The organism is Actinophytocola sp. KF-1, from assembly GCF_054661535.1.
The window spans coordinates 98,081-117,992 of sequence record NZ_BAAFVK010000014.1 but is presented as its reverse complement, the minus strand read 5'-3'; the positions used below and the strand labels follow the sequence as shown (position 1 = coordinate 117,992).

The window sequence follows — 19,912 nt, the reverse complement described above, 5'->3', positions numbered from 1 at the left end:
CGTCACTCCCACAGCCGCGCGCGGGAATCCGTGCCCGCGGTCGCCAGCGTGCCCGTGCGGCTGAACGCCACCGCGCGGACGTCGATCTCGTCGGCGGCGAGGGCGGCGACGGTCGTCAGCTCGGCCACGTCCCACACCTTCGCCTGCTCGGCGGCGGTCGCGAGCAGCGTGCCGTCGGGGCTGAACGCGAGGCCGTGCACCGGCTTCTCGTGGCCGCCGAGCACGGCCTTCTCGCGCTGGTCGCGTGCGCTCGCCATGTCCCACAGGACCACGCGCGCGCCCGCGTCACCGGTGCCGCCGTCCGCCGCCGCCAGGACCGTGCCGTCCGGGCCGAACTCCACGGCCATGACGACGCCGTCGTGGTCGCCGATGAGGTCGGCACGGGTCCCGTCGGGCACGTCCCACAGGAAGACGGCCTGGCCGGCACTGGACGCGAGGAGCCGCCCCGCCGGGTGGAACGCGACGCCGGTGACGCGGGTGTTGTGACCGGCGAGGACCGCGTGCTGCCTGCCGCTCGCCACGTCCCACAACCGCGCCGTCTCGTCGTCGGCCGCGGACGCGACGAACCGCCCGTCGGGACTGAACGCCACGTCGGAGAGCACCCCGGTGTGCCCGGACAGGACCGTCCGGATCTCCCGCGTCGCGACGTCCCACAGCACCACCGACTGGTCGCACCCACTCGCCAGCAGCGTGCCGTCCGGGCTGAACGCCAGTCCGAAGGCGGGCATGGCCGGTCCGGTGAGGACGGCCCGCTGCCTGCGTGACACCACGTCCCACAGCCGCACGTCGTCGCCGGACATGGTGGCGAGCACCCGTCCGTCGGGGCTGAACGCGACCTCGTTGACGGCCGACCTGTGGATGCCGAGCGTCGCCGCCAGCCGGAACGGGCCGCTCGCGGCGGGCTGTGTGCCGCCGGGGTCCTCGGCGTCGTCGTCCGCCAGCACGAGCGGGATGGTGATGCCGAGCGCCGCCACGCCCGCCAGCCCGGCGCCGCCCAGCAGCAGGCGCCTGCGGGTGACGGCCCGGGGAGCGGCGGGCCGGGCAGGCGGCGCCGGCGCCGGGGGCGGCGCCTCGACGACCGGCCGCGGCGGCGGGGGCGGGCCGGTGGGCGCGCCTGCCTGGCACCGGGCGACGATCTCGGCCGGGGAGGGCCGTCGCCGCGGGTCCTTGTCCAGGCACGCCACGACGATCGCGCGCAACGGTTCCGCGCACCCCGTCAGGTCCGGTTCCCCCGCCACGATCCGGTACGTCACCGCCTGCGCGTGACCGCCGCCGAACGCGGGCCGTCCGGTCGCCGCGAAGTACGCCAGCGACCCCAGCGCGAACACGTCCGCGGCGCCGGTGACCTCCTCGCCGCGGATGTACTCCGGCGCCAGGTAGGCGGGCGTGCCGTGCCGCGTCACGGCGGTGCCGTCGGCGGCGTGCACGACACCGAAGTCGGTCAGCCGCGGTCCGCCCGCGGTGAGCAGGACGTTGCCCGGGGTGAGGTCCCGGTGCACGACACCCGCCGCGTGCAACGCCTGCAGCGCCTCCGCCACCGTCGCGACCAGCCACAGCACGGTGTCCGCCGGGCCGGGGCCGTGCGCGGTCACCGCGTGCCGCAACGACGGCCCGTCGACGTACGGGCTCGCCAGCCACGGCCGCTCCGCCCCGGGGTCGGCGTCCACCACCGGCACGGTGTAGAGCCCCTGCACCTGCCGGACCGCCGCCAGCTCGTGCGCCAGCCGCTGCCGGAACGCACCGTCCTCGGCGAACTCCCGGTGCAGCACCTTCACCGCCACCGCGGCGCCCGCGGCCGTCCGTCCCAGGTAGACGCGGCCCATGCCGCCGTCGCCCAGCACGGCCTCGATCCGGTACGGGCCCACCGTCGCCGGGTCACCCGGCTCGAGCGCGCGATGCGGTGGCGCCACCAGCGGCCACCCCGGCCCGGCCCTGCCCGGCAGCGACATCCGACTTCCTTCCGCCGACCCCACCCTCCGCACCGTAGCCGCCCGGCCACCCGACGCCCTCGGCGGCTCGGCCCGCGTCAGAGCCGGTGGACGGTGCGGTCGGCGATCGCGGTGAGCTTGGCCGGGTTGGCGACGTTGTGGATGCCCGCCACGCGGCCCTGCTCGTCCAGGTCGAGGGTCAGGGTCGCGATCACCCGGCCGGAGCCGCGGAACACGATGCCCGGCGTGCCGTTCAGGTCGACCACCTCGGCGCGCATGTCCGCCGGGTCGACGCCCTCGTACGGCCGGGTCGCGACGCCCGCGAACCACTTCGCGACGCGTTCCGCGCCCGTCACCGGGCGGGTGGCCTGGCGGACCTTGCCGCCGCCGTCCGTCCACAGTGTCACGTCCGGGGCCAGCAACTGCATCAGCGCGTTGATGTCCCCGCCCGACGTGGCCGCGAAGAACCGGTCGGTCACCTCGCGCTGCCGCGCCCGGCCCGCGTGGAACCGGGGCCTGCGCGCCTGTACGTGCCCGCGCGCCCGGTGCGCCGCCTGGCGCACGGTGTCCTCGGAGCGTTCGACCGCCTCGGCGATCTCGCCGTAGCCGAAGCCGAACGCCTCCTTGAGCACGAACACCGCGCGCTCCAACGGGGTCAGCGACTCCAGCACCACGAGCAGCGCCATCGACACCGACTCGGTGTCGGTGGTCTCGTCGGTGATCACCGGTTCCGGCAGCCACGGACCGACGTAGGTCTCGCGCTGCCGCGCCGCCGACCGCAGCCGGTCCATCGCCACGTTCGTCACGATCCGCACCAGGTACGCCTTCGGGTCGGCGACCGCGCCGCGGTCGGCCGCCGACCAGCGCACCCACGTGTCCTGCACCGCGTCCTCGGCGTCGGCCGCCGACCCGAGGACGCGGTAGGCCACGGAGAAGAGCAGATTGCGGTGCTCGTCGAAGACGGTCATCGCGTGTAGCGGCCACCGTGCGGCCAGATCGCGCCCGACCTGGGCATCCTGGTCATGCGGCGGAACGTCGGCCACGGCGAGGAACTCACCGTCTCCTTGTACCAGACGGCGCGGCGCCCGGTGAGCGACACCTTCCTCGGCGTGCCGTCCGGTTTGGTGAACTGCACCACGGCGTCGCCGCGGCCCAGGCTCACCGGCGTGTGGTAGTAGCCGAACCGGAACGGCTTGGGCGCCTTGCCGTTCAGCTCCCGCACGATCGACACCGCCGCGTGCACCCCGGTCGGCATGCCGCTCTGGCACGTGCCGTGCAGCAGGCCGAAGCCCTGCCGGACCGCCGCCGCGTCCCCGACCACGTAGACGTTCGGGTGCGACACCGACCGCAGCGCCGGGTCCGTGACGATCCGGCCGCGGTCGTCGGCCTCGAGGCCCCGCGCCAGCCGGGGCACGCGCACGCCGCTCGTCCACAGCACCACGTCCGCCGCGACGGTCTCGCCGCCCGCGAGCCGCACCGCGTCGGGCAGCACCTTGACGATCTCTCCACTGTGGACCCGCACCCCCAGTCGCCGCAGCGCCGCACCCAGGTGTGCCTTGGCCTTCTGCCCCATGTCCGCACCCGGTTCCGCCCGCCCGAGCAGCACCACGTCGAGACCCGGGTGCTGTTCGGCGATCTCGGCCGCGGCCTCCACGCCGGTCAGCCCGCTGCCGCAGACGGCGACCGTGCCGGCGGCCAGCCCGGCCAGCCGGTGCGCCAGCGACTCGGCGTGGTCGAGGGTGTAGGCGTGCTCGTCCACGCCGGGCACGGTGGCCGTGTCGGTCACCGAACCCAGCGCGTAGACCAGGGTGTCGTACTCGACGACCCGCTCGTCGTCGACCCGCACCGTGCGCGCGTCCACGTCCACCGCGGTGACCCAGCCGCACACCAGGTCGACGTCCGGCAGGAGGTCCGGGATGCGCAGCTCGGGCAGCTCCTGCCCGGACGCGACCTGGTGGAGCCGCAGCCGCTCGGTGAACCGGGCGCTCGCGTTGACCACGGTGATCCGCACGTCGTCCCGCCGCCTGGTGCGCCCCACCAGGTGCGACGCCGCCGACATGCCGGTGTACCCACCGCCGAGAACCACGATCCTGTGCATGGTGTCCGTCCTTTTCGCTCGGTTGACGACCACGAGACGGGACGGGCGGACACGAACGTGAAGCGCGGTGACCGGGGTCACAGGACGGGGCGTGCCGGTGCCTCCTCCCGGCTCGGCCCGCGCTGAGCGGTCAACCGCAGCAGCGGTGTCGCCATCAGCGTCGTCACCAGGGCCATCAGCAGCATGATGGTGAACAGGGTCGGCGTGATGATGCCCAGTTCCAGGCCGACGGTGAGGATGACGATCTCCGTCAGCCCCCGGGTGTTCATCAGCAGCCCGATGGTCGTCGCCGACGACCACGACTCGCCGACCGCGCGCGCCGCCAGGGTCGCGCCGCCGAACTTGCCGGCCACGGCCACCACGACCACCAGCGCGGTGACGGCCCACAGCGCGGGCGAGGTCAGCAGGTCGACGCGGGTGCCGAGGCCGACGACCACGAAGAACACCGGCAGCAGCAGGTGCGTCACCGTGGTCTCGAGCCGGTCGTGGACCTCGCGGCGCCACGGCTCGCGCCTCGGCATCACCACCCCGGCCACGAACCCGCCGAAGATGGCGTGGATGCCGATCTGCTCGGTGGTCCACGCGCTCACCAGCAGCAGCGCCAGCACCGCCCACAGCGGCACCCGCTCGAACCGGGCGAGGAGCGGCGCGACGCCGCGGAACATCACCAGCACGTACACCGCAGCGAACACGATGGTCAGCACGGCGTCGGTGAACCCGGCCGACGACGTGGTCGCCACGACCACGGCCAGCAGGCACCACGCGGTCACGTCGTCGATCGCCGCGCACGTCATCGCCAGGACGCCGGTGCGGGTGCTGATCAACCCGGTCTCCTGCAGCAGCCTGGCCAGCACCGGGAACGCGGTGATGGACATCGCCGCGCCGATGAACAGGACGAACCCGGCCCGGTCCACGCCCGCGCCGAGCGCAGGGTAGAGCCCCAGCGCGAGCACGGCGCCGAGCAGCATCGGCGCCACGATCGACGCCTGGCTGATCACCACCGCCCGTCTGCCCTGGCCGCGCAGCGACCGGAAGTCCAGCTCCATCCCGACCAGGAACATGAACAGGGCGAGCCCGAACTGCGCCAGCACCTTCAGCGCGCCGATCACACCGGACGGGAACAGGAACTCCAGCGCCCCGGGCCACACCAGCCCGAGGACGCTGGGCCCCAGCAGGATGCCCGCGATGATCTCGCCCATGACCCTCGGCTGGCCGATCCTCGCGACCAGCCAGCCGACGGCACGGACGCTCACCACGACGGCACCGACCGACAGCAGCACCTGGACGTTCGCCGCGGCCGCCACGCGTCACACCCTGCTGTAGCGGCCGGGGGCGATGACGTGGTCCGGGTCGAGCGCGTTCTTGACCAGCGCACCGGCGGTCCAGACCGGGAGGTCCTGCCCGGTCAGGTACGCCATGTTCGCGATGTCGACGCGGTAGAAGCGGAACCCGTCTTCGTACAGCGCGCGGTGCAGCGCGGCACTGCACGCGTGCGCGTTCCGCACGGCGGCCTCGTCGGTGGTGTCGAAGTACACGTTGATCACCGACTCGAGCGCGTTCGCGTCGACCGGGTTGAGGGCGATCGCGGGCACCAGGCCGTACTGCGCGCACACCTTCTCGGTCAGGTCGACGGCGTCGGTGACCGCCTGCCCGTCCGCCGGCAGGAACGGCATGCACGCGAGCATCCCGTACCGGGTCGCGTCGAGGTCGTCGGGATCCGTGACGTCCGACCCGTCGCCGAGGGTGTGGTAGAGGCCCTGCATGAAGACCCCGTTCGACTCTCCACTGTGGACGCGGAACATGCCGTCGACCATCGGGTCGACGCCGCGCGCCACGTCCTCGGCGGAGAAGAACGTCACCGTGCCGCCCAGGGGCGCCAGGGCCGCGCGCAGCTCCTCCTGCGCGAACCGCACGTAGTTGGCGGTGCCGTCGACCGCGGTCACGCCCGTCCAGGTGGCGGCCTGCGTGCTGCTGCTCATGGTGAGGATCCGCTTGTCGTTGAAGACGTGCACGATCGAGCGCAGCGTGCGGTCCCGGAACAGCCCGGACACGGTCTCGATGGCGTCGGCGAGCCGCGCGTCGGGGAAGGTGAACATGAGCATCCGCATGTCCTCCTGCGCGGGCACCAGGTTCACCACCGCGGCCGTCACCACGCCGTAGCTGGACTGCGTGAACAACCCGTCCAGGTACGGGCCCATGCCGTACTTGTAGTGGTGCGCCTCGCGGGCGTTGTCGCCGTCGCCGCCCCAGTAGCCGGTGCGCACGAGGTCACCGGTGCCGAGCACGACCTCGACGCCGCGGACGTCCTCGGTGCGGTGGTTGCGGAACCCGGTGCCGCGCTCGATCGCGTTGCCGAGCACGCTGGACTTCGGCGACGAGCCGGTGACGTTGAGCAGCAGCCGCAGCCCGTGCTCGCGGAGGTACTCGCCGAGCTGCCGCTGCGTCACGCCGGGTTCGATGATCGCGTAGTGGTGCTTCTCGTTGACCACGCGGATCCGGTTCAGCCGCCCGAGGTCGAGCAGCGCGCAACCGCCGACGGGCGGCACCCGCGACCCGAGACCCCAGTTCTTGCCCGTGCTGTACGGGTAGAGCGGCACCCCGGTCTCGCGGGCGATCCGCACGATCGCGACCACGTCGTCGACCGACGCCGGGCGCAGCGCGGCCACGACCGACCCGTCGTACCCGGACGTGTTGCGCAGCAACGCGTCCAGACCTGCCTGGTCGGCGGTGACGGCGTCGTCACCGAGCAGCGCACGCCACCGGGCGACCGCGTCCTCGTGTGCGTTCATGTCACGCCGCCTTCCTGCCCTGCTCGGCCACCGTCACGACGCCGGCCCGGTACAGGCGCTTGAACAGTTGCAGCTGGGGGAGTGTCAGCCGGTCGACCAGGTCCTGGTAGCGGACCGGGCCGCGCGCCAGCAGGTCGGCCAGCTCGGCCGCGCCGTCGCGGTCCAGGCCGCGGACCTCCTGCGCCGCCGTCGAGAACCGCCTGCAGGCCACGGGTTCGGCGGTCGGCGACGGCGCGAGGTGCCCGTTCGCGATCGGGTCCTCCCAGTACCGCGCGATCGCCTCCTTGACCGGCCGCGGCAGGTCGAACGGCGGCGGCGGGATGAACGCCTTGAACCCCGGCACGTCCAGGCCGGGCCCCGGCCGCACCCGCACGCCGGGCGCGAACACGACCTCCGTGTCCGGCCGCAGGTCGTCCGGCTCGGCGAGCGCGGCGGCCGCGGCGAACGGGCCGTTCCGGTCGAGGTCGGCCATCCGCCTGCTGCCGCTCGTGATCACCTGCAGCAGGTCGGGGGTGAAGCCGGTGTTCAGCAGCGCGTCGAAGGTGCGCTCCTGGATGCCGAGGTCGACCGTGTTGCCCCGGCTCTGCCAGTAGACGCTGCCCGGGTTGTTCTTGCCGATGGCGTGGTACCACTGGTCGATGGACAGCGCGTAGGTCTTCGCCATCCCGTGCCAGCCCTCGTCGTAGTCGTGCCACAGGTCGCGGGCGTCGCGCTCGGAGGTGGCCGGGTCGAAGGTCTGCTTCAGCAGCAGCGCGGCGGTGCTCGCCTGGGCGGCCGCGAACGCGACGCCGGAGGAGAACAGCGGGTCGACGAAGTAGGACGCGTCCCCGATGAGCAGCCACCGCTCGTCGAAGTTCGCGAACCGGTCGTTGATCATCGAGTAGTTGGTGGCCGTGAGCATCTTGTCCGCGATCGGCGTCACGTCCTGGATCAGCTCGCGGAGCAGCGGCACCTGCTTCACCGTGTCGATGAACACGTCCTGCTTGGTGAAGTCCCGGCCGGGCAGCTTCAGCACGGCCGGGTTGGTGACGATGCCGATCGAGTGGGTGACGACCCGCTCGCCGTGCACGATCTTCGGCACCGGGATGTACCAGCACCAGCCGTCGGGGAAGGCGAAGCAGCCGATCGGCGACACGTTCGGCTCGTGGAAGACGTTCCAGCCCTCGGGCAGCGACTGCACGGTCTTCCCGCCGAGGAAGTGCTGCCAGATGGCGATGTTGCGGTAGCCGGACAGCCACTCGCGCTTCTGCTTGGCCGCGATGCTGTTGCGCCGCCCGGACGCGTCGACGAAGTAGCCGCCGCGCACGGTCGTGCCGTCCTTGAGCGTGACCACGCAGCCGTCGGCGGCCGGTGTGAACGTCGACACCGACGTGCCCTGGAAGACGTCCACGCCGGACTCGGCGGCGTGGTCGAGCAGGATGTGGTCGAACTCGGCGCGGTTGACGTGCATGGCCCACCGGTGCACGCCGTCGTTGACCCAGTTGGCGTGGTCGAAGAACGCGACCTTCGGGTCGCCGTCCTCCCAGTTGAACACGCCGCCGTACTTCTTCACCCAGCACTCGCTGGCGAGCACCTTCTCCAGCGCCCCGCTCTCCTCGAGGACCGGGATGAGCGGGTGGGCGAAGGACTCGCCGATGTGCTCGCGCGGGAACACCTCCTTCTCGAAGATGGCCACCCGCAGGTCGGTCTGCCGCGCCAGCAGCGCGCCGAGCGTCGACCCCGCGGGGCCGCCACCCATGATGATCACGTCGTACTCGGGCTGGACGTTCATGGTGTTTCCCCTCGGGTCGCTCAGATGACCTGGATGCGCTGCAGGTGCCGGGACGGGTCGCCGCGGAAGGCGTTGCGGCCGTGCACGAGCGCGTGATTGTCGACGATCACGATGTCGCCGGCCCGCCACTCGTGGTGGTAGCAGACCGCGGGGTCGTGCAGCCGTGCCGCGAGGTCGGCCATGAACGGGCCCGCGTCCTGCGCCGGGATGCCGGACACGGTGAGGAAGAGCGGGTTCAGGTAGCGGCCGGGGTCGAGCGGTTCCGCGTAGCGGATGGTGGTCTCCCCGGTGACCGGGTGGGTGGCGAGCAGCGGCTGGGACACGTTGCCGCCGTAGTGCGCGACCTTGTCCGTGCGGTAGGTGACCCGCACCGACTCCCAGGTCCGCCGCAGTTCCGGGGTCGCGCGGCGCACGACCTCCGCGGTGTCGCAGAACACCGTCTCGCCGCCGGAACCCGCGGGCGGGGCGGCGAGGCACTGGAAGAGGAAGAAGCTCGGGGTGGCCCGCGCGAACGCGCCGTCCCAGTGGAACGGCACGTCGCCACGGGCGAACAGGTAATTGGCCGGGTCGTCCCGCACCACGAGGTCGAGCACCGCGCCGAAGTCCCACGTGAGGATCTCGCCCCAGTTCTCGCAGTAGGACACCAGGTCGTCCCGGTCGAGCAGGTCGAACCCGCGCAGCACGACCACTTTGGACTCGATGGTCCAGTCGCGCAGCTGTGCGGGGGTGAGCGCACGCAGGTCGGCGCCCGGTTCGGTCTCGACGACGCGGCCGAACGGCGTCAGGTCGGTGTGGACGTACTGTCGTGTGACGGATCGTGTCATCAGGCGGCCTTCCCCAGTGTCTCGGTCATGTCCATCGCGGCGGGACGGACGAAGTGACTCGGCCTGCTGTTGCGCCAGATCAGCGACGCGGACATGTCCTCGGCGTCGCTGCGCTTGACGAGCGTGAACCTCCTGCCGTCGTCGACGACCACGCCGTGCCACGGGGTCAGCCAGCTGTCCGCGGTCCTGATCATGTGGAAGCCGATCTTCTGCGCGTGGTTGTCCTGCGGGTGGATCGAGAGCCGCACCGACGCCGGGAACTTCTCGCCGACCAGCTCGCCCCACGCGTTGCTGCGCTGGATGACCTGGTAGGCCATCTCCTTGCAGTGGGTGCGGAGCTTCGTGCGGCTCAGGTCGGGGCGCAGCGCGGTCTGGTCCTCGACCATGAACCGGTGGATCCCGTTGAACAGCGCCCGTCTCGCGGGGTCGGTCTTGACCTGCGCACGGATCTCCTCGACGGGCCGCGCGTACCGGCGCAGCAGGATTTCCCTTCTCTCCTCGAACGAACCGGCCGGGAACGCGTCGTCGAGCGAGTAGATGTCCACCGAACCACCACCGGTGGCCAGGATCATCCTCCGCAACTCGGCACGGTAGGCCAGCACGTCCTCGTCGGGGATGCCGAGCACGTCGCTGAACACGTGCCCGTCCGAGCAGATCGTGATGCGCCCGCCGGGTGGGTAGACGTGGCAGATCTGGTCGCAGAAGGATTCCAGGAACCCGATGGCGAGGTGTTCCGCCAGGTCCGGCAGCGTGCCGAGCACCTTGTTGGGGTTGCGTGACTTCGCGGGGAACGCGGGCAGCACGAAGTGCACCGGCTGCCCGGCGGCGACGAAGTGCCCGACGGTCTCGCGGTGCACGGCGAAACAGGTCTCGCACGGCTCGTCCGCACACGGAGCGGCGGGATCGGAAGACCGCCGGAACGCGAAGACCAGCCGGAGGATCCGCCGGGTGATGTCGTCTGGTGAATGGGCTGGAGCAGGTCGCATGTGGGACCCCCTGTCCAGATCACGACCTTTCGAGTGGCTCGCCTCCCATGTCTACGGCACCCGGCTTTTCTTCTGTTGGTGTACACCTCGCACGCGCGGTGCTCGCGTGTGCCCGCTGCGCGACCGCCGGCCCGCCGGTGCCGCGCCGCCCCGGCCGGTCACCGCGGGCGTCGGCGTCGAGAGCAACGGAGGAGATGTCGGCGGTGGACGGAGGTGCGAAGAATGGCCGCTGACATCGAACGTCCACGACGGCGAATCGAGGCAGCGGCATGGGTTTTCCTTGTCAGACAAGCGAAACACCGGCCTTCTCGGTGCTGCTCGGGCCGGACTACGCCGGCAAGTCGTCGGTCATGGCAGAGCTGCGCGCCACGGTCCCGGACTGGCACCTGGTGTCCGTCGACTCGCCGTTCGTCGCCGGGGAACACGCCGTCCTGTCCCGGCTCAAGCACGCGCTGGTCGCCGACGCCCTGCCCGGGCTCGGGTCCGCGTTCTCCAGCGACTTCGTCCTCAGCCTGGCGCAGACCGCCGTCGTGTACCTGCGTGACCAGGTGCTCGCCGCGCCCGGCGGCGCGCCCGTGGTGGTGGACTCCTACTACTACAAGATCCTCGCGAAGTGCGGGCTGATCGGCGGGGACGACCACCCGGTGTTCGCGTGGTGGCGGACCTTCCCGAAACCCCGGCACGTCCTGTACCTCGACGTGGCCCCGGAGGTGGCGTGGCGCCGGTGCGGGCGTGGCGCGCGGGTCAACCGCCTCGAGCACCACGGCACGCACCCGGACCGGATCGCGTTCGAGTCCTTCCAGTCCGATCTGCACAAGCTGATGCTCGACGAGGTGCGGGACCTGCCGGTGACCCGCCTGCCCGGGGACGGCACCGTCGCGGACACGGCGCGGACCGTGCGGGAGGTGCTGTCCGATGAGCGAGGCTGACCGGGTCCACCGCTACCGGGAACGCGTCTTCGCCGAACGCGACCGGCTGTCCGCCGCGCTCGCCGACGGCGCAGGCCACCAGCGGGCCGTGCTCGCCGACCTGCTGTCGCACAACGCGGACACGAAGTTCGGCCGGGAGCACGGGTTCGACCGGATCCGCACGCTCGACGAGTTCCGCGGGGCCGTGCCCGTCCACGACTACGCCGCGCTCTCGCCGTGGATCGACCGGGCGGCGAACGGCGAGAGCGGCGTGCTCACCGCCGACGACCCGGTCGTGTACTTCACCAGCAGCGGCAGCACGGGCACGCCCAAGAAGGTGCCCGTCACCCGGCGGTTCATGCGTACCACGTTCTTCCCCTTCTACTACGCGGCGTGGGCGCCGCTGGCCGAGCACTTCCCGGAGGTCGTCGCAGCGCCGGACGCCGTGCTGAACCTCAAGCACGACCCGTTGCCGGCCATGCGGACCACACCGAACGGCCGCCCGCACCTCGGCGCCAGCCAAGTCGACTTCGGCACCACGTTCGGCGAGCCGCTCTCGGCGGAGCCCGGCAGCCGCGCGTCCTGGGAGACCCTCACGACCCCCGTCGATCCCGGTGACCACCTGGAGAAGCAGTACCTGCGCCTGCGCCGCGCCGTGGAGGGCGACGTGCGGTGCGTGATCGGGATCAACCCGGCGATGGTGGCCGCGCTGCCCCACCAGCTGCGGCTGTGGTGGCCCCGCATCCTCAAGGAGATCCGGGACGGCACGCTCGGCGGGGTGCCGTACCGGGACCCGAACCCCGGGCGCGCGGCCGAGCTGGAGCGGTTGGCCGCGCGGTCCGGCACGGTCCGGCCCGCGCTCGTGTGGCCGCGCCTGCGGGTGATCTTCTGCTGGACGACGGGCGTGGCGGCGCTGTACCTGCCCCGGCTGCGCGAGGAGTTCGGCGCGGGCGTGTCGGTGCTGCCCGCCCCCGTCGCCGCGTCCGAGGGACCGGTCGGGGTCGCGCTGGACCGCCACGGGTCCGCGGGCAGCCTCGTGGTGACCGCGTCGGTGTACGAGTTCGCCGACGCGGACACCGACCTCACGCCGGACGCGGTCACGCTCGCGCCGCACGAGCTCGAACCCGGGCGGGAGTACCACGTCGTGTTCAGCCACGTCGGCGGGCTCTACCGGTACGCGGTCGGCGACGTGGTCCGGGTCGTCGACACCGCGGCGGGCGTGCCGCGCGTCGAGTACGCCGGGCGCGCCACCACCTGCGGGGTGGCCGGCGAACGGCTGCGGGACGCGCACGTGATCCGCGCGGTGGCCGCCGCGACGGCCGCGACCGGGCTCGAGGTGCGCAACGTGTCCTGCCGCCCACCCGGGACCGACGGTGGTGGCTACGCCGTCGCGGTCGCGCCACCCGGTCCGTGGAACACGACGGAGACCACCCGGTTCGCCGCCGTGTTCGACGAGGCGCTCGGCGCGGCGCCGGGCTACCGCACCGCGCGGGACGCCGGGCGGCTCGGACCACCCGCCCTGCACGTGCTGCCCGCCGACGCGTTCGTGCGCGGGTGGCACGCCGACGTCGCCGCGGGCGTCCGCCCGGCGATGGTCAAGGACCGCGTCTTCCGCACGGATCCCGCGGCGTGGCAACGCCTCCTGGACACCGACGACCACCCCGGAGGGGAAAGACCATGACCAGGTTCACCGCGGTCGAGCGGACCGCGCTGCTCACGGCCGCCCTGCGCGCGGCCGAGACGACCCGCCCGGACCGCCTCTACGCCGACCCGTACGCTGCGGCGTTCGCGGGCGACCTCGGGCCCGCGTTGCTGGGTGAGGTGCGCGCGGTGACGTTCCCCGCCGACGCGGCACGCACCCTGCCCAGCACCCCCGACTACAACGCGATCAGGACCCGGTTCTTCGACGACCTGCTGACCGGCGCCGCCCGCGAGCCCGGAATGCGGCAGGTCGTGATCGCACCGGCCGGGATGGACTCCCGCGCGTTCCGGCTGCCGTGGCCCGGCCACGTGCGGCTCTTCGAGGTCGACCGGCCCGCCGTGCTGGCCGAGAAGCACGCGGTACTCGGCGCCATCGAGTCCACTGTGGACCGCACGGCGGTCGCGGTGGACATGCGCGACCCGGACTGGACCCGCGCGCTGACCGGCGCGGGCTACGACCCGTCGGCGCCGTCGACCTGGCTCCTCGAAGGACTGCTGTACTACGTCGAGGAAGCCGACGTGCACGCGATCCTGGACGCGGTGGCCGCCGTGACCGCGCCGGGCAGCCGCGTGATCGCCGACGTCGTCAACGCCGACGCCCTCACCCTGCCGAACATGCGCGGCCTGCTCGACGTGTTCGCGGGCTGGGGCTGCCCGTGGCTCTTCGGTACCGACGACCCCGAGGGCCTGTTCGCCGGCCACGGGTTCGCCGTGACCGCGGTCCAGCCCGGGGAACCGGCCGCCGACTTCGGCCGCTGGCCCGACCCGGTGCCGCCGCGGTCCCGGACCGGGGTGCGGCGCGTGTTCTTCGTGCACGGCAGGCGAACCGCGGAGGCGCGGCCATGACACTGGTCGTGGTGGGCGGCAGCGTCGCCGGGCTCGCCACCGCGCTCGCGGCGGCCGGGCAGGGCCGTGCCGTGCTGGTGCTCGACCGCGCCGCCCCGCCACCCGAGGGCCCGGCGGGCGAGGTCGCCGGCACGTGGGTGCGGCCGTCGGTCCCGCACGCGCAGCAGGCCCACACGCTGACCTCGGTCGGGATGGCCGTCCTGCGCCACCGCGCACCCCAGGTGCTCGACGCGGCCGTCGCGGCGGGCGCGTCGGTGCTCGACGTGGTGTCGACCATGCCGCCGCACCTGGGCGGCCGCGTCGACGGCGACGACGAACTGGTCGGTCTCGCCTGCCGCCGCACGGTCCTCGAACTGGTGCTGCACCGGGTCGTGCGGTCGCTGCCGGGGGTCGCGATCCGGTACGGCACACGGGTGTGCGGCCTGACGACCGCGACCGGACCGCGGGTCACGGGGGTCGTCACCGACCGCGGCGAGCACGTCCCGGCGGACGTCGTCGTGGACGCCACCGGCCGCCGGGCGCAGGCACGGTCCTGGCTCGCCGCGCACGGCATCCCCCTCGCCGCCGACAGCGTCGTCCCCACCCGGACCCGCGCGTACTCCCGCGTGTACCGCAGGCGGCGCGGAACCGCCCCGCCCTACCGCGGCAACATCGCGGGCATCGTCGGCGAGCACGTCCTGGGCATCCTGAACCCGGGCGACGGCGGCCACTTCTCCGTCGCGCTGGGCGTGCACAGCGAGGACCGGGCGCTGCGGGCGTTGCGGCACCCCGAGGTGTTCCACGCGGCCGCCGCGATCTCGCCGAACATCGCGGACTGGCTGGCCGACGACCCCGTCCCGGTGTCCGGCGTGCACGCGATGACCAACCCGCCCAACGCCTTCGGCGCGCTCGCCACCGCCTGGCCACAACCGGTCGCGGGCCTGTTCCCCGTCGGTGACGCGGCCTGCGTCACCGACCCGGTGTTCGGCCGCGGCCTGTCGCTGGCCGTCGCCCACGCCTTCCGGCTCGCCGACGTGCTGCGCGCGCACCCCGAGGTCGGTGACACGCAGAGCAAGGAGGCCGTCCGCGCCGCCACGGACCTGTTCACGCCGTGGCACCGGCAGGCGTGCGCGGAGACCACCGAGCGGGTCGCCCGGTGGTCCGGCCGGCCCGCGCCCGCAGGCGGCAGGCTCGGCGTGCGCGCGGTCGCCTGCGCCGCCCGGCACGACGCGACCGTCTGGCGCGGACTCGTCCGCGTGCTCATGGGCCTGCGCACCCCCGAGGAGGTGTTCGAGGACGACGCCTTCGCGGGCCGCGTCCGGCGGGTGCTCGCCGACCACCCACCCGCCCCCGGGTTCGGGCCGGCGCGGGCCGAACTCCGCGCCGCGATGGAGGTCTGACGTGCGCACCGCGACCGAACCGGGCCTCCTGCCGGGACCCGCCGCCCGCGCGGGCAGGAGGCGGGTGCTCGTGGCGCCCGTGACGATCACCCCGACCAAACCGCTCAGCCCCAGCCACCTCAAGGGCCTGTTCTGGACCGATGTCCTGGTGCGGGCGTCGTCGGTGCTGGCCGACGTCACCTACCGGTACAGCCACACCACCTACCACCCGTGCGAGCAGACGCTGGGCTTCTGGGAGTACCTCGACCGGGTCGTGGGGGACACCGACTACACGGCCTGCACGGAGGAGGAGATCGGCGAGCACTACGTCCGGTTCCGCGCCGCCGACGACCGCCCGCCCTTCGCCGCGTGCCGGCCCTACCTCGACGCGGTGGAGCGGGACGGCTGGACACATCCCGCGAGCGCGCGGGTGCTGGAGCTCTGGTCGGCCCACTACGCCGCGCTCGGCCTGCACGACCCCGGCCTGCGCGAGCACCAGCCGCCGGGCCTCACCCTCGACGAGGCGATCGACCAGCTCTCGGCGCTGGGGATGTGCCTGGACCTGCGGGACGTGCGCGGACCGGTCTACCTGGACGCCACGCGCGACGGCCAGCCGCTGCGGCTGATCGTCGCCACCGACGGCAGGCCGAACTACCTGGCGTGCGCTCTGCGGGAGCTGCTCGCGCTCGCCCCCGCCCACGACGACGTCGTGCTGCTCTACGACCGCGGCCTCGAGCCGGACTACGTGCTGCTGCACGGTGTCCTGTCGCGGCTCGGCACCACCGTCCACCGGATACCGCTGGGCCGGGTGCCGATCGGCGGCCGGATCGGGTCGGGCCGCGACGGCGACTGGCGCGGTCACCACGCCGGCGCGCTGCTCGCCGGTCTCGCCGGGCACGACGACGACGCGCTGCGGCTGGGACTGCGGCTCTACTTCATCGCCATGCTCGGCCCCGGCGACCGGACGTCGTACCGGCCCGAGCTGGTCGAGCGGTGGGTGCGCCGCGCCGCACGGATGCTCGCCGCAGGCCCCGGGCCCGTGCCGCCCGCCGAGTACCTGGCCGGCGGCTTCGGCGACGAGCCGTTCGTCGACCCGTACCGGCTCGCCTCCGGGCTGCTGACCAGGCACCGGGCCAACCCCGGCCCGCCACTGCTGCGAACGGTGTTCACATGAGCCTCACCCAGGACGTGCTCCGCGACCGGGTCGCGGACCGGATCCGCGTGTCCCGCCCGGACTGCTCCCGCGACCTGTCCACCTACGCGCGGCTGCTGTCGGTGCAGCGCGAGGCGGAGGACGACGCCGGCCCGGTCGCGGTGTCCGTGCTCGCGCGGTACGAGCCCGCGGCGTGGATCCGCGGCACCTGCGCGTTCGCCATGGGCCTGACCGGTGCGCGGGTGACCGCGTGGCGCCGCGCCTTCACCAGGACGGTCTTCCTCGCCGGCAACCCGGCGAACCTCGTCGGCCGCTTCGACTTCGCGCACGTCGCCGACGACGGGTCGGCCGCGTGGACGGCGCCCGCGGCGCAGGCCGCCACCGGCACGCTGCGCAGGCTGCTCCGGCTCTTCGAGGGCGCCGCCGAGCTGCCCGCGCGGGACGAGCTGCCGGTGCGCCTGCCCGGCCACGGCGCCGACCCGGTGCGGCGGGCGCTGTACCTGACCACGGCGGGCATGACCGTCGCCGACAGCCTCGTCCACCTCAACCACCTGCTGGTCGAGGCCGTGCTGGACGGCCTGCTGCGTCCCGGCGACGAGCTGCTCGTGCGGCAGGTCCCCCGGCTGGTGGGCGTCGGCGAGCGGTTCGACGCGCTGCGGATCGGACCCGACGCGGACGGCGCGGACCGGCTCCGCGCCTTCGCGGGGCTGACGGGAGCGGTGCGCCATGACTGACCCGCTGCGGTTCGGCTACCACGGCTCCACCGAGGTGCCCTCGGCGATCGTCCACGCCGCGGGCCTGCGTGCCGGCGAGGTCGAGCTGGTCGAGTACGCCGTCGACGACCCGTTCCGGCTGCTGCGGTCGGGTGGCCTGGACGTGATGGTCGTCAAGTTCACCGTCCGCGAGCCCGACCTGGCGGTCAGCGGGGTGCTCGCCACCGACGCCAGGGCCGCCATCGTCGGCGCGCACCACCCGCTCGCCGGCCGGTCGAGCGTGTCGGTCGAGGAACTGGCCGGGTACGACGCGTTCCAGTGCCCGCGCGGCATGCCGGACTACGTGTGGGACGAGGTCGTGCCGCGGACCACGCCGCGCGGGCGGCCGATCCACCGCCGCCACCCGATCACCACGACCGGCGGCATGCTGGCGGTCGTGAGCACCACGGACGCGGTCCACATCTCGCTGCTCTCGCTCGCCGACATCGCGCCGCCGTCCGTGCGGGTCGTGCCCGTCGACGACCTGCCGCCCGCGCCCGTCGCCGTCGCCTGGGTCGCCGGACGGGACGACCGGCGGGTGCGCGCGTTCGCCGCCGCGGCCGAACGGGGGCGGGCGGCATGACCGTGGTGTTGTTGCACGCGCTCGGGGTCGACGCCCGCATGTGGGTGGCGCAGGAACGTGCCCTGCGCGCGGCGGGCCACGACGTGTGGGCGCCGCACCAGCGCGGTCACGGCGGCGTCCCGCTCGGCGCGGCCGAGCCGTCGCTGGCCGTGGTCGCCGACGACGTGGCCCGCGGTCTCGACGAGCGCGGTGCGGAACGCGCGGTGCTGGCCGGCACGTCGATGGGCGGGTACGTCGCGATGGCGTTCCTGCGGCGGCACCCCGGCCGCACCGCCGCGCTCGCGCTGCTCGGCACCCGCGCGGCCGCGGACGATCCGGCGACCGCCGCGCACCGCGGGAGGTTCGCCGACGCGGTGCTGGACCCCGCGACCCGGGCGCGGGCGCTCGCCGCGGTGGTGCCCGGCTTCGTCGGCGGCACGACCCGCGCGCGGCGCCCGGAGGTGGTCGAGCGGGTCACCGCGCTGGTCGGGGCCGCGGCCCCGGCGACGGTCGCGTGGTGCCAGCACGCCATCGCGGCCCGGCCCGATTCGTTCGACGTCCTGCGCGCCGCGGACGTGCCCGCGGTGGTGGTCGCGGGCGCCGAGGACGCGCTGGTGCCGGAGAAGGAGGCACGCCTGATGGCCGAAGCACTGCCGCGCGGCGAGTTGGTCGTGGTCCCCGATGCGGGGCACCTGGCCGCGATGGAGACACCCGGCGAGGTCACCAGCGCGCTGGCGGACCTGCTGAGGAGGACCGGGTGGTGACCGCCGACCACGCGTCGTGGGGCTTCCGGTCCTCGACCGGCCTCGGCTTCACCGCGGCGTCCATAGTGGACGCCCACTTCGCCGCGTGCCGCCCGACCTACCTGGACCTGCTCGGCCGGGTGGGCATCCGGCCCGGCTGGCGGGTGCTGGACGCGGGCTGCGGCAGCGGCGCGTTCCTGCCGCACCTGGCCGCGCTCGTGGGTCCGGGCGGCGCCCTCACCGCCGTCGACCTGGCGGAGGAGAACGCGGCGCTGGCGGCGCGCGCGCCGACCGTCTGTCCACTGCGGACAGACCAGGGCGACCTGCTGGACCTGCCGTACCCGGCCGCGTCCTTCGACGCGGTCTGGTGCGCGAACGCCACGCAGTACCTCGACGACGACGAGCTGGCCGCCGCGCTCGCCGAGCTGCGCCGGGTGGTCCGCCCCGGCGGCGTGGTCGCGGTCAAGGACCTCGACGCGACCCTGGTCACCGCACGCCCCGGCGACCCGTTCCTGTTCACCGACTTCTTCCGCCGGGCGGGTGCCACCCCGGGCTACGCCCGCCAGCTCCTGCGCACGAGGGACCTGCACCGCCTGCTGCGCGCGGCGGGCCTCGCCGAGGTCCGGCAGTGGACCGTGCTCTCGGAGCACCACGCGCCGCTGAGCCCCGAGGAGTGGGCGTTCTACGGCCCGTCCTGCGCCAGCGTCGCACGGCAGGCGCTGGCGCTGGGGGTACCGGGGGAGTGGCGGCCCTACCTCGACCCGGGCGCCGCCGACCACCCGCTCAACCACCCCGACGGCTACCTCAGCGAGGGCAACGTCCTCGCGGTCGGCGTGGTGCCGTCCGGCTGACCGGCGAGCAACCCGGCGACGTCCAGCCCGGCGACGACGGTCGCGCTCTTCTCCTGGTCGAGGAAGCGCAGGCCCATGAAGTTGTCGCCGACCGTGAAGCCCGGCAGCGCCCACACCCGTTCGTACGGGATCGCCACCCGGCGGTAGGCGCGGAAGGTGTAGACGTTGCGCCACAGGCAGCGGGCCGGGTCCGGGCGCCACAACCTGCGGGCCAGCTCGTCGTTGCGGAGGCGGCAGCCGACCGTGCCGACCGCGCGCACGTGCTTCTGCCCGGTCAGCAGCACGACGTCCCCGGCGGCGAGGGTGTCCATCCGCCTGTCGTGCTGCGGGGTCGCGCCCCAGAAGCGGGCCAGCCCGTCCGGGTGCTCGGCGAGCAGCCCGGCACGCTCCGCCGCGTCGAGGACCTCCGCGTACTCCGGGCGCGTGAACGGCACCGGCCGGTCCAGCGTGTCCGCCCAGTGCCGCCGCGCTTCCTTCGTGCCGTACGACGGCTGGATGATCACGCGCACGGACACGGCTGCCCACTCCACACCCGCGCGAAACCCCCGCACCCGATCGGCGCACCCGATCGGCGCACCCGATCGGCTCACCCGATCGACGTTGCCTGCCTGCGACGTGCTCGCCCCGCCGGGGCGAGAACCC

General features: G+C 73.8%; 18 protein-coding genes. 9 read left to right on the top strand and 9 right to left on the bottom strand.

What is annotated here, in order from left to right:
* Positions 1-2: 2 nt before the first annotated feature.
* The 8 genes from ACYQ77_RS35840 to ACYQ77_RS35805 form a co-directional block, all read right to left on the bottom strand.
* Complete coding sequence (locus ACYQ77_RS35840; protein ID WP_459719698.1) at positions 3-1,949, bottom strand: WD40 repeat domain-containing serine/threonine protein kinase; 1,947 nt, start codon at positions 1,947-1,949, stop codon at positions 3-5.
* 77 nt (positions 1,950-2,026) lie between these two features.
* Complete coding sequence (locus ACYQ77_RS35835) at positions 2,027-2,896, bottom strand: RNA polymerase sigma-70 factor (RefSeq protein WP_459719696.1); 870 nt, start codon at positions 2,894-2,896, stop codon at positions 2,027-2,029.
* Complete coding sequence (locus tag ACYQ77_RS35830; RefSeq protein ID WP_459719693.1) at positions 2,893-4,026, bottom strand: NAD(P)/FAD-dependent oxidoreductase; 1,134 nt, start codon at positions 4,024-4,026, stop codon at positions 2,893-2,895. Before ACYQ77_RS35830 ends, ACYQ77_RS35835 begins: the two co-directional genes overlap by 4 nt.
* A gap of 77 nt (positions 4,027-4,103) precedes the next feature.
* Positions 4,104-5,330, bottom strand: a complete 1,227-nt coding sequence (locus ACYQ77_RS35825; RefSeq protein ID WP_459719690.1) for a cation:proton antiporter — start codon at positions 5,328-5,330, stop codon at positions 4,104-4,106.
* Positions 5,331-5,333: 3 nt separating this feature from the next.
* A complete protein-coding gene (locus ACYQ77_RS35820) occupies positions 5,334-6,815 on the bottom strand; it encodes an FAD-binding oxidoreductase (RefSeq protein ID WP_459719687.1) in 1,482 nt (493 codons plus the stop codon).
* Position 6,816: 1 nt separating this feature from the next.
* Positions 6,817-8,586 (bottom strand): NAD(P)/FAD-dependent oxidoreductase, encoded by a 1,770-nt coding sequence (locus ACYQ77_RS35815; RefSeq protein WP_459719684.1) that lies wholly within the window; start codon positions 8,584-8,586, stop codon positions 6,817-6,819.
* Positions 8,587-8,606: 20 nt separating this feature from the next.
* Entirely contained in the window at positions 8,607-9,410 is an 804-nt protein-coding gene (locus ACYQ77_RS35810; RefSeq protein ID WP_459719682.1) for a TauD/TfdA dioxygenase family protein, read from the bottom strand.
* Positions 9,410-10,267 (bottom strand): L-tyrosine/L-tryptophan isonitrile synthase family protein, encoded by an 858-nt coding sequence (locus ACYQ77_RS35805; protein WP_459719680.1) that lies wholly within the window; start codon positions 10,265-10,267, stop codon positions 9,410-9,412. Before ACYQ77_RS35805 ends, ACYQ77_RS35810 begins: the two co-directional genes overlap by 1 nt.
* A 440-nt stretch (positions 10,268-10,707) precedes the next feature.
* Between ACYQ77_RS35805 and ACYQ77_RS35800 the strand changes: the two genes are divergently transcribed.
* Genes ACYQ77_RS35800 through ACYQ77_RS35760 form a run of 9 tightly spaced genes read left to right on the top strand, consistent with a single transcriptional unit; the run spans position 10,708 to position 19,270 of the window.
* Positions 10,708-11,325 (top strand): hypothetical protein, encoded by a 618-nt coding sequence (locus ACYQ77_RS35800; protein WP_459719677.1) that lies wholly within the window; start codon positions 10,708-10,710, stop codon positions 11,323-11,325.
* A complete protein-coding gene (locus ACYQ77_RS35795) occupies positions 11,312-12,985 on the top strand; it encodes a GH3 auxin-responsive promoter family protein (protein WP_459719675.1) in 1,674 nt (557 codons plus the stop codon). Before ACYQ77_RS35800 ends, ACYQ77_RS35795 begins: the two co-directional genes overlap by 14 nt.
* Positions 12,982-13,851, top strand: a complete 870-nt coding sequence (locus ACYQ77_RS35790) for a class I SAM-dependent methyltransferase (RefSeq protein ID WP_459719673.1) — start codon at positions 12,982-12,984, stop codon at positions 13,849-13,851. The genes ACYQ77_RS35795 and ACYQ77_RS35790 overlap by 4 nt, the downstream gene beginning before the upstream one ends.
* A complete protein-coding gene (locus ACYQ77_RS35785; protein WP_459719671.1) occupies positions 13,848-15,230 on the top strand; it encodes an NAD(P)/FAD-dependent oxidoreductase in 1,383 nt (460 codons plus the stop codon). The genes ACYQ77_RS35790 and ACYQ77_RS35785 overlap by 4 nt, the downstream gene beginning before the upstream one ends.
* A 1-nt stretch (position 15,231) precedes the next feature.
* Positions 15,232-16,383, top strand: coding sequence for a hypothetical protein (locus tag ACYQ77_RS35780; RefSeq protein ID WP_459719668.1), 1,152 nt, complete (start codon positions 15,232-15,234; stop codon positions 16,381-16,383).
* A complete protein-coding gene (locus tag ACYQ77_RS35775) occupies positions 16,380-17,096 on the top strand; it encodes a DUF6182 family protein (RefSeq protein WP_459719665.1) in 717 nt (238 codons plus the stop codon). Before ACYQ77_RS35780 ends, ACYQ77_RS35775 begins: the two co-directional genes overlap by 4 nt.
* Complete coding sequence (locus tag ACYQ77_RS35770) at positions 17,089-17,697, top strand: LysR substrate-binding domain-containing protein (RefSeq protein WP_459719662.1); 609 nt, start codon at positions 17,089-17,091, stop codon at positions 17,695-17,697. Before ACYQ77_RS35775 ends, ACYQ77_RS35770 begins: the two co-directional genes overlap by 8 nt.
* A complete protein-coding gene (locus tag ACYQ77_RS35765) occupies positions 17,694-18,440 on the top strand; it encodes an alpha/beta fold hydrolase (protein WP_459719660.1) in 747 nt (248 codons plus the stop codon). The genes ACYQ77_RS35770 and ACYQ77_RS35765 overlap by 4 nt, the downstream gene beginning before the upstream one ends.
* Positions 18,434-19,270, top strand: coding sequence for a class I SAM-dependent methyltransferase (locus tag ACYQ77_RS35760; RefSeq protein ID WP_459719657.1), 837 nt, complete (start codon positions 18,434-18,436; stop codon positions 19,268-19,270). Before ACYQ77_RS35765 ends, ACYQ77_RS35760 begins: the two co-directional genes overlap by 7 nt.
* Here the strand turns inward: ACYQ77_RS35760 and ACYQ77_RS35755 are convergent.
* The gene (locus tag ACYQ77_RS35755) at positions 19,219-19,785 is read right to left on the bottom strand and encodes a hypothetical protein (protein ID WP_459719654.1); all 567 of its coding nucleotides are present in this window, start codon (positions 19,783-19,785) and stop codon (positions 19,219-19,221) included. The two genes, ACYQ77_RS35760 and ACYQ77_RS35755, sit on opposite strands and share 52 nt — an antisense overlap.
* Positions 19,786-19,912 lie beyond the last annotated feature (127 nt).

What these genes read in the sequence shown, in the direction of transcription:
- ACYQ77_RS35840 (WP_459719698.1), bottom strand. Translation starts at nt 1,949, where the DNA reads ATGTCGCTGCCGGGCAGGGCCGGGCCGGGGTGGCCGCTGGTGGCGCCA.
- ACYQ77_RS35835 (WP_459719696.1), bottom strand. Translation starts at nt 2,896, where the DNA reads ATGACCGTCTTCGACGAGCACCGCAATCTGCTCTTCTCCGTGGCCTAC.
- ACYQ77_RS35830 (WP_459719693.1), bottom strand. Translation starts at nt 4,026, where the DNA reads ATGCACAGGATCGTGGTTCTCGGCGGTGGGTACACCGGCATGTCGGCG.
- ACYQ77_RS35820 (WP_459719687.1), bottom strand. Translation starts at nt 6,815, where the DNA reads ATGAACGCACACGAGGACGCGGTCGCCCGGTGGCGTGCGCTGCTCGGT.
- ACYQ77_RS35815 (WP_459719684.1), bottom strand. Translation starts at nt 8,586, where the DNA reads ATGAACGTCCAGCCCGAGTACGACGTGATCATCATGGGTGGCGGCCCC.
- ACYQ77_RS35810 (WP_459719682.1), bottom strand. Translation starts at nt 9,410, where the DNA reads ATGACACGATCCGTCACACGACAGTACGTCCACACCGACCTGACGCCG.
- ACYQ77_RS35795 (WP_459719675.1), top strand. Translation starts at nt 11,312, where the DNA reads ATGAGCGAGGCTGACCGGGTCCACCGCTACCGGGAACGCGTCTTCGCC.
- ACYQ77_RS35790 (WP_459719673.1), top strand. Translation starts at nt 12,982, where the DNA reads ATGACCAGGTTCACCGCGGTCGAGCGGACCGCGCTGCTCACGGCCGCC.
- ACYQ77_RS35785 (WP_459719671.1), top strand. Translation starts at nt 13,848, where the DNA reads ATGACACTGGTCGTGGTGGGCGGCAGCGTCGCCGGGCTCGCCACCGCG.
- ACYQ77_RS35775 (WP_459719665.1), top strand. Translation starts at nt 16,380, where the DNA reads ATGAGCCTCACCCAGGACGTGCTCCGCGACCGGGTCGCGGACCGGATC.
- ACYQ77_RS35770 (WP_459719662.1), top strand. Translation starts at nt 17,089, where the DNA reads ATGACTGACCCGCTGCGGTTCGGCTACCACGGCTCCACCGAGGTGCCC.
- ACYQ77_RS35765 (WP_459719660.1), top strand. Translation starts at nt 17,694, where the DNA reads ATGACCGTGGTGTTGTTGCACGCGCTCGGGGTCGACGCCCGCATGTGG.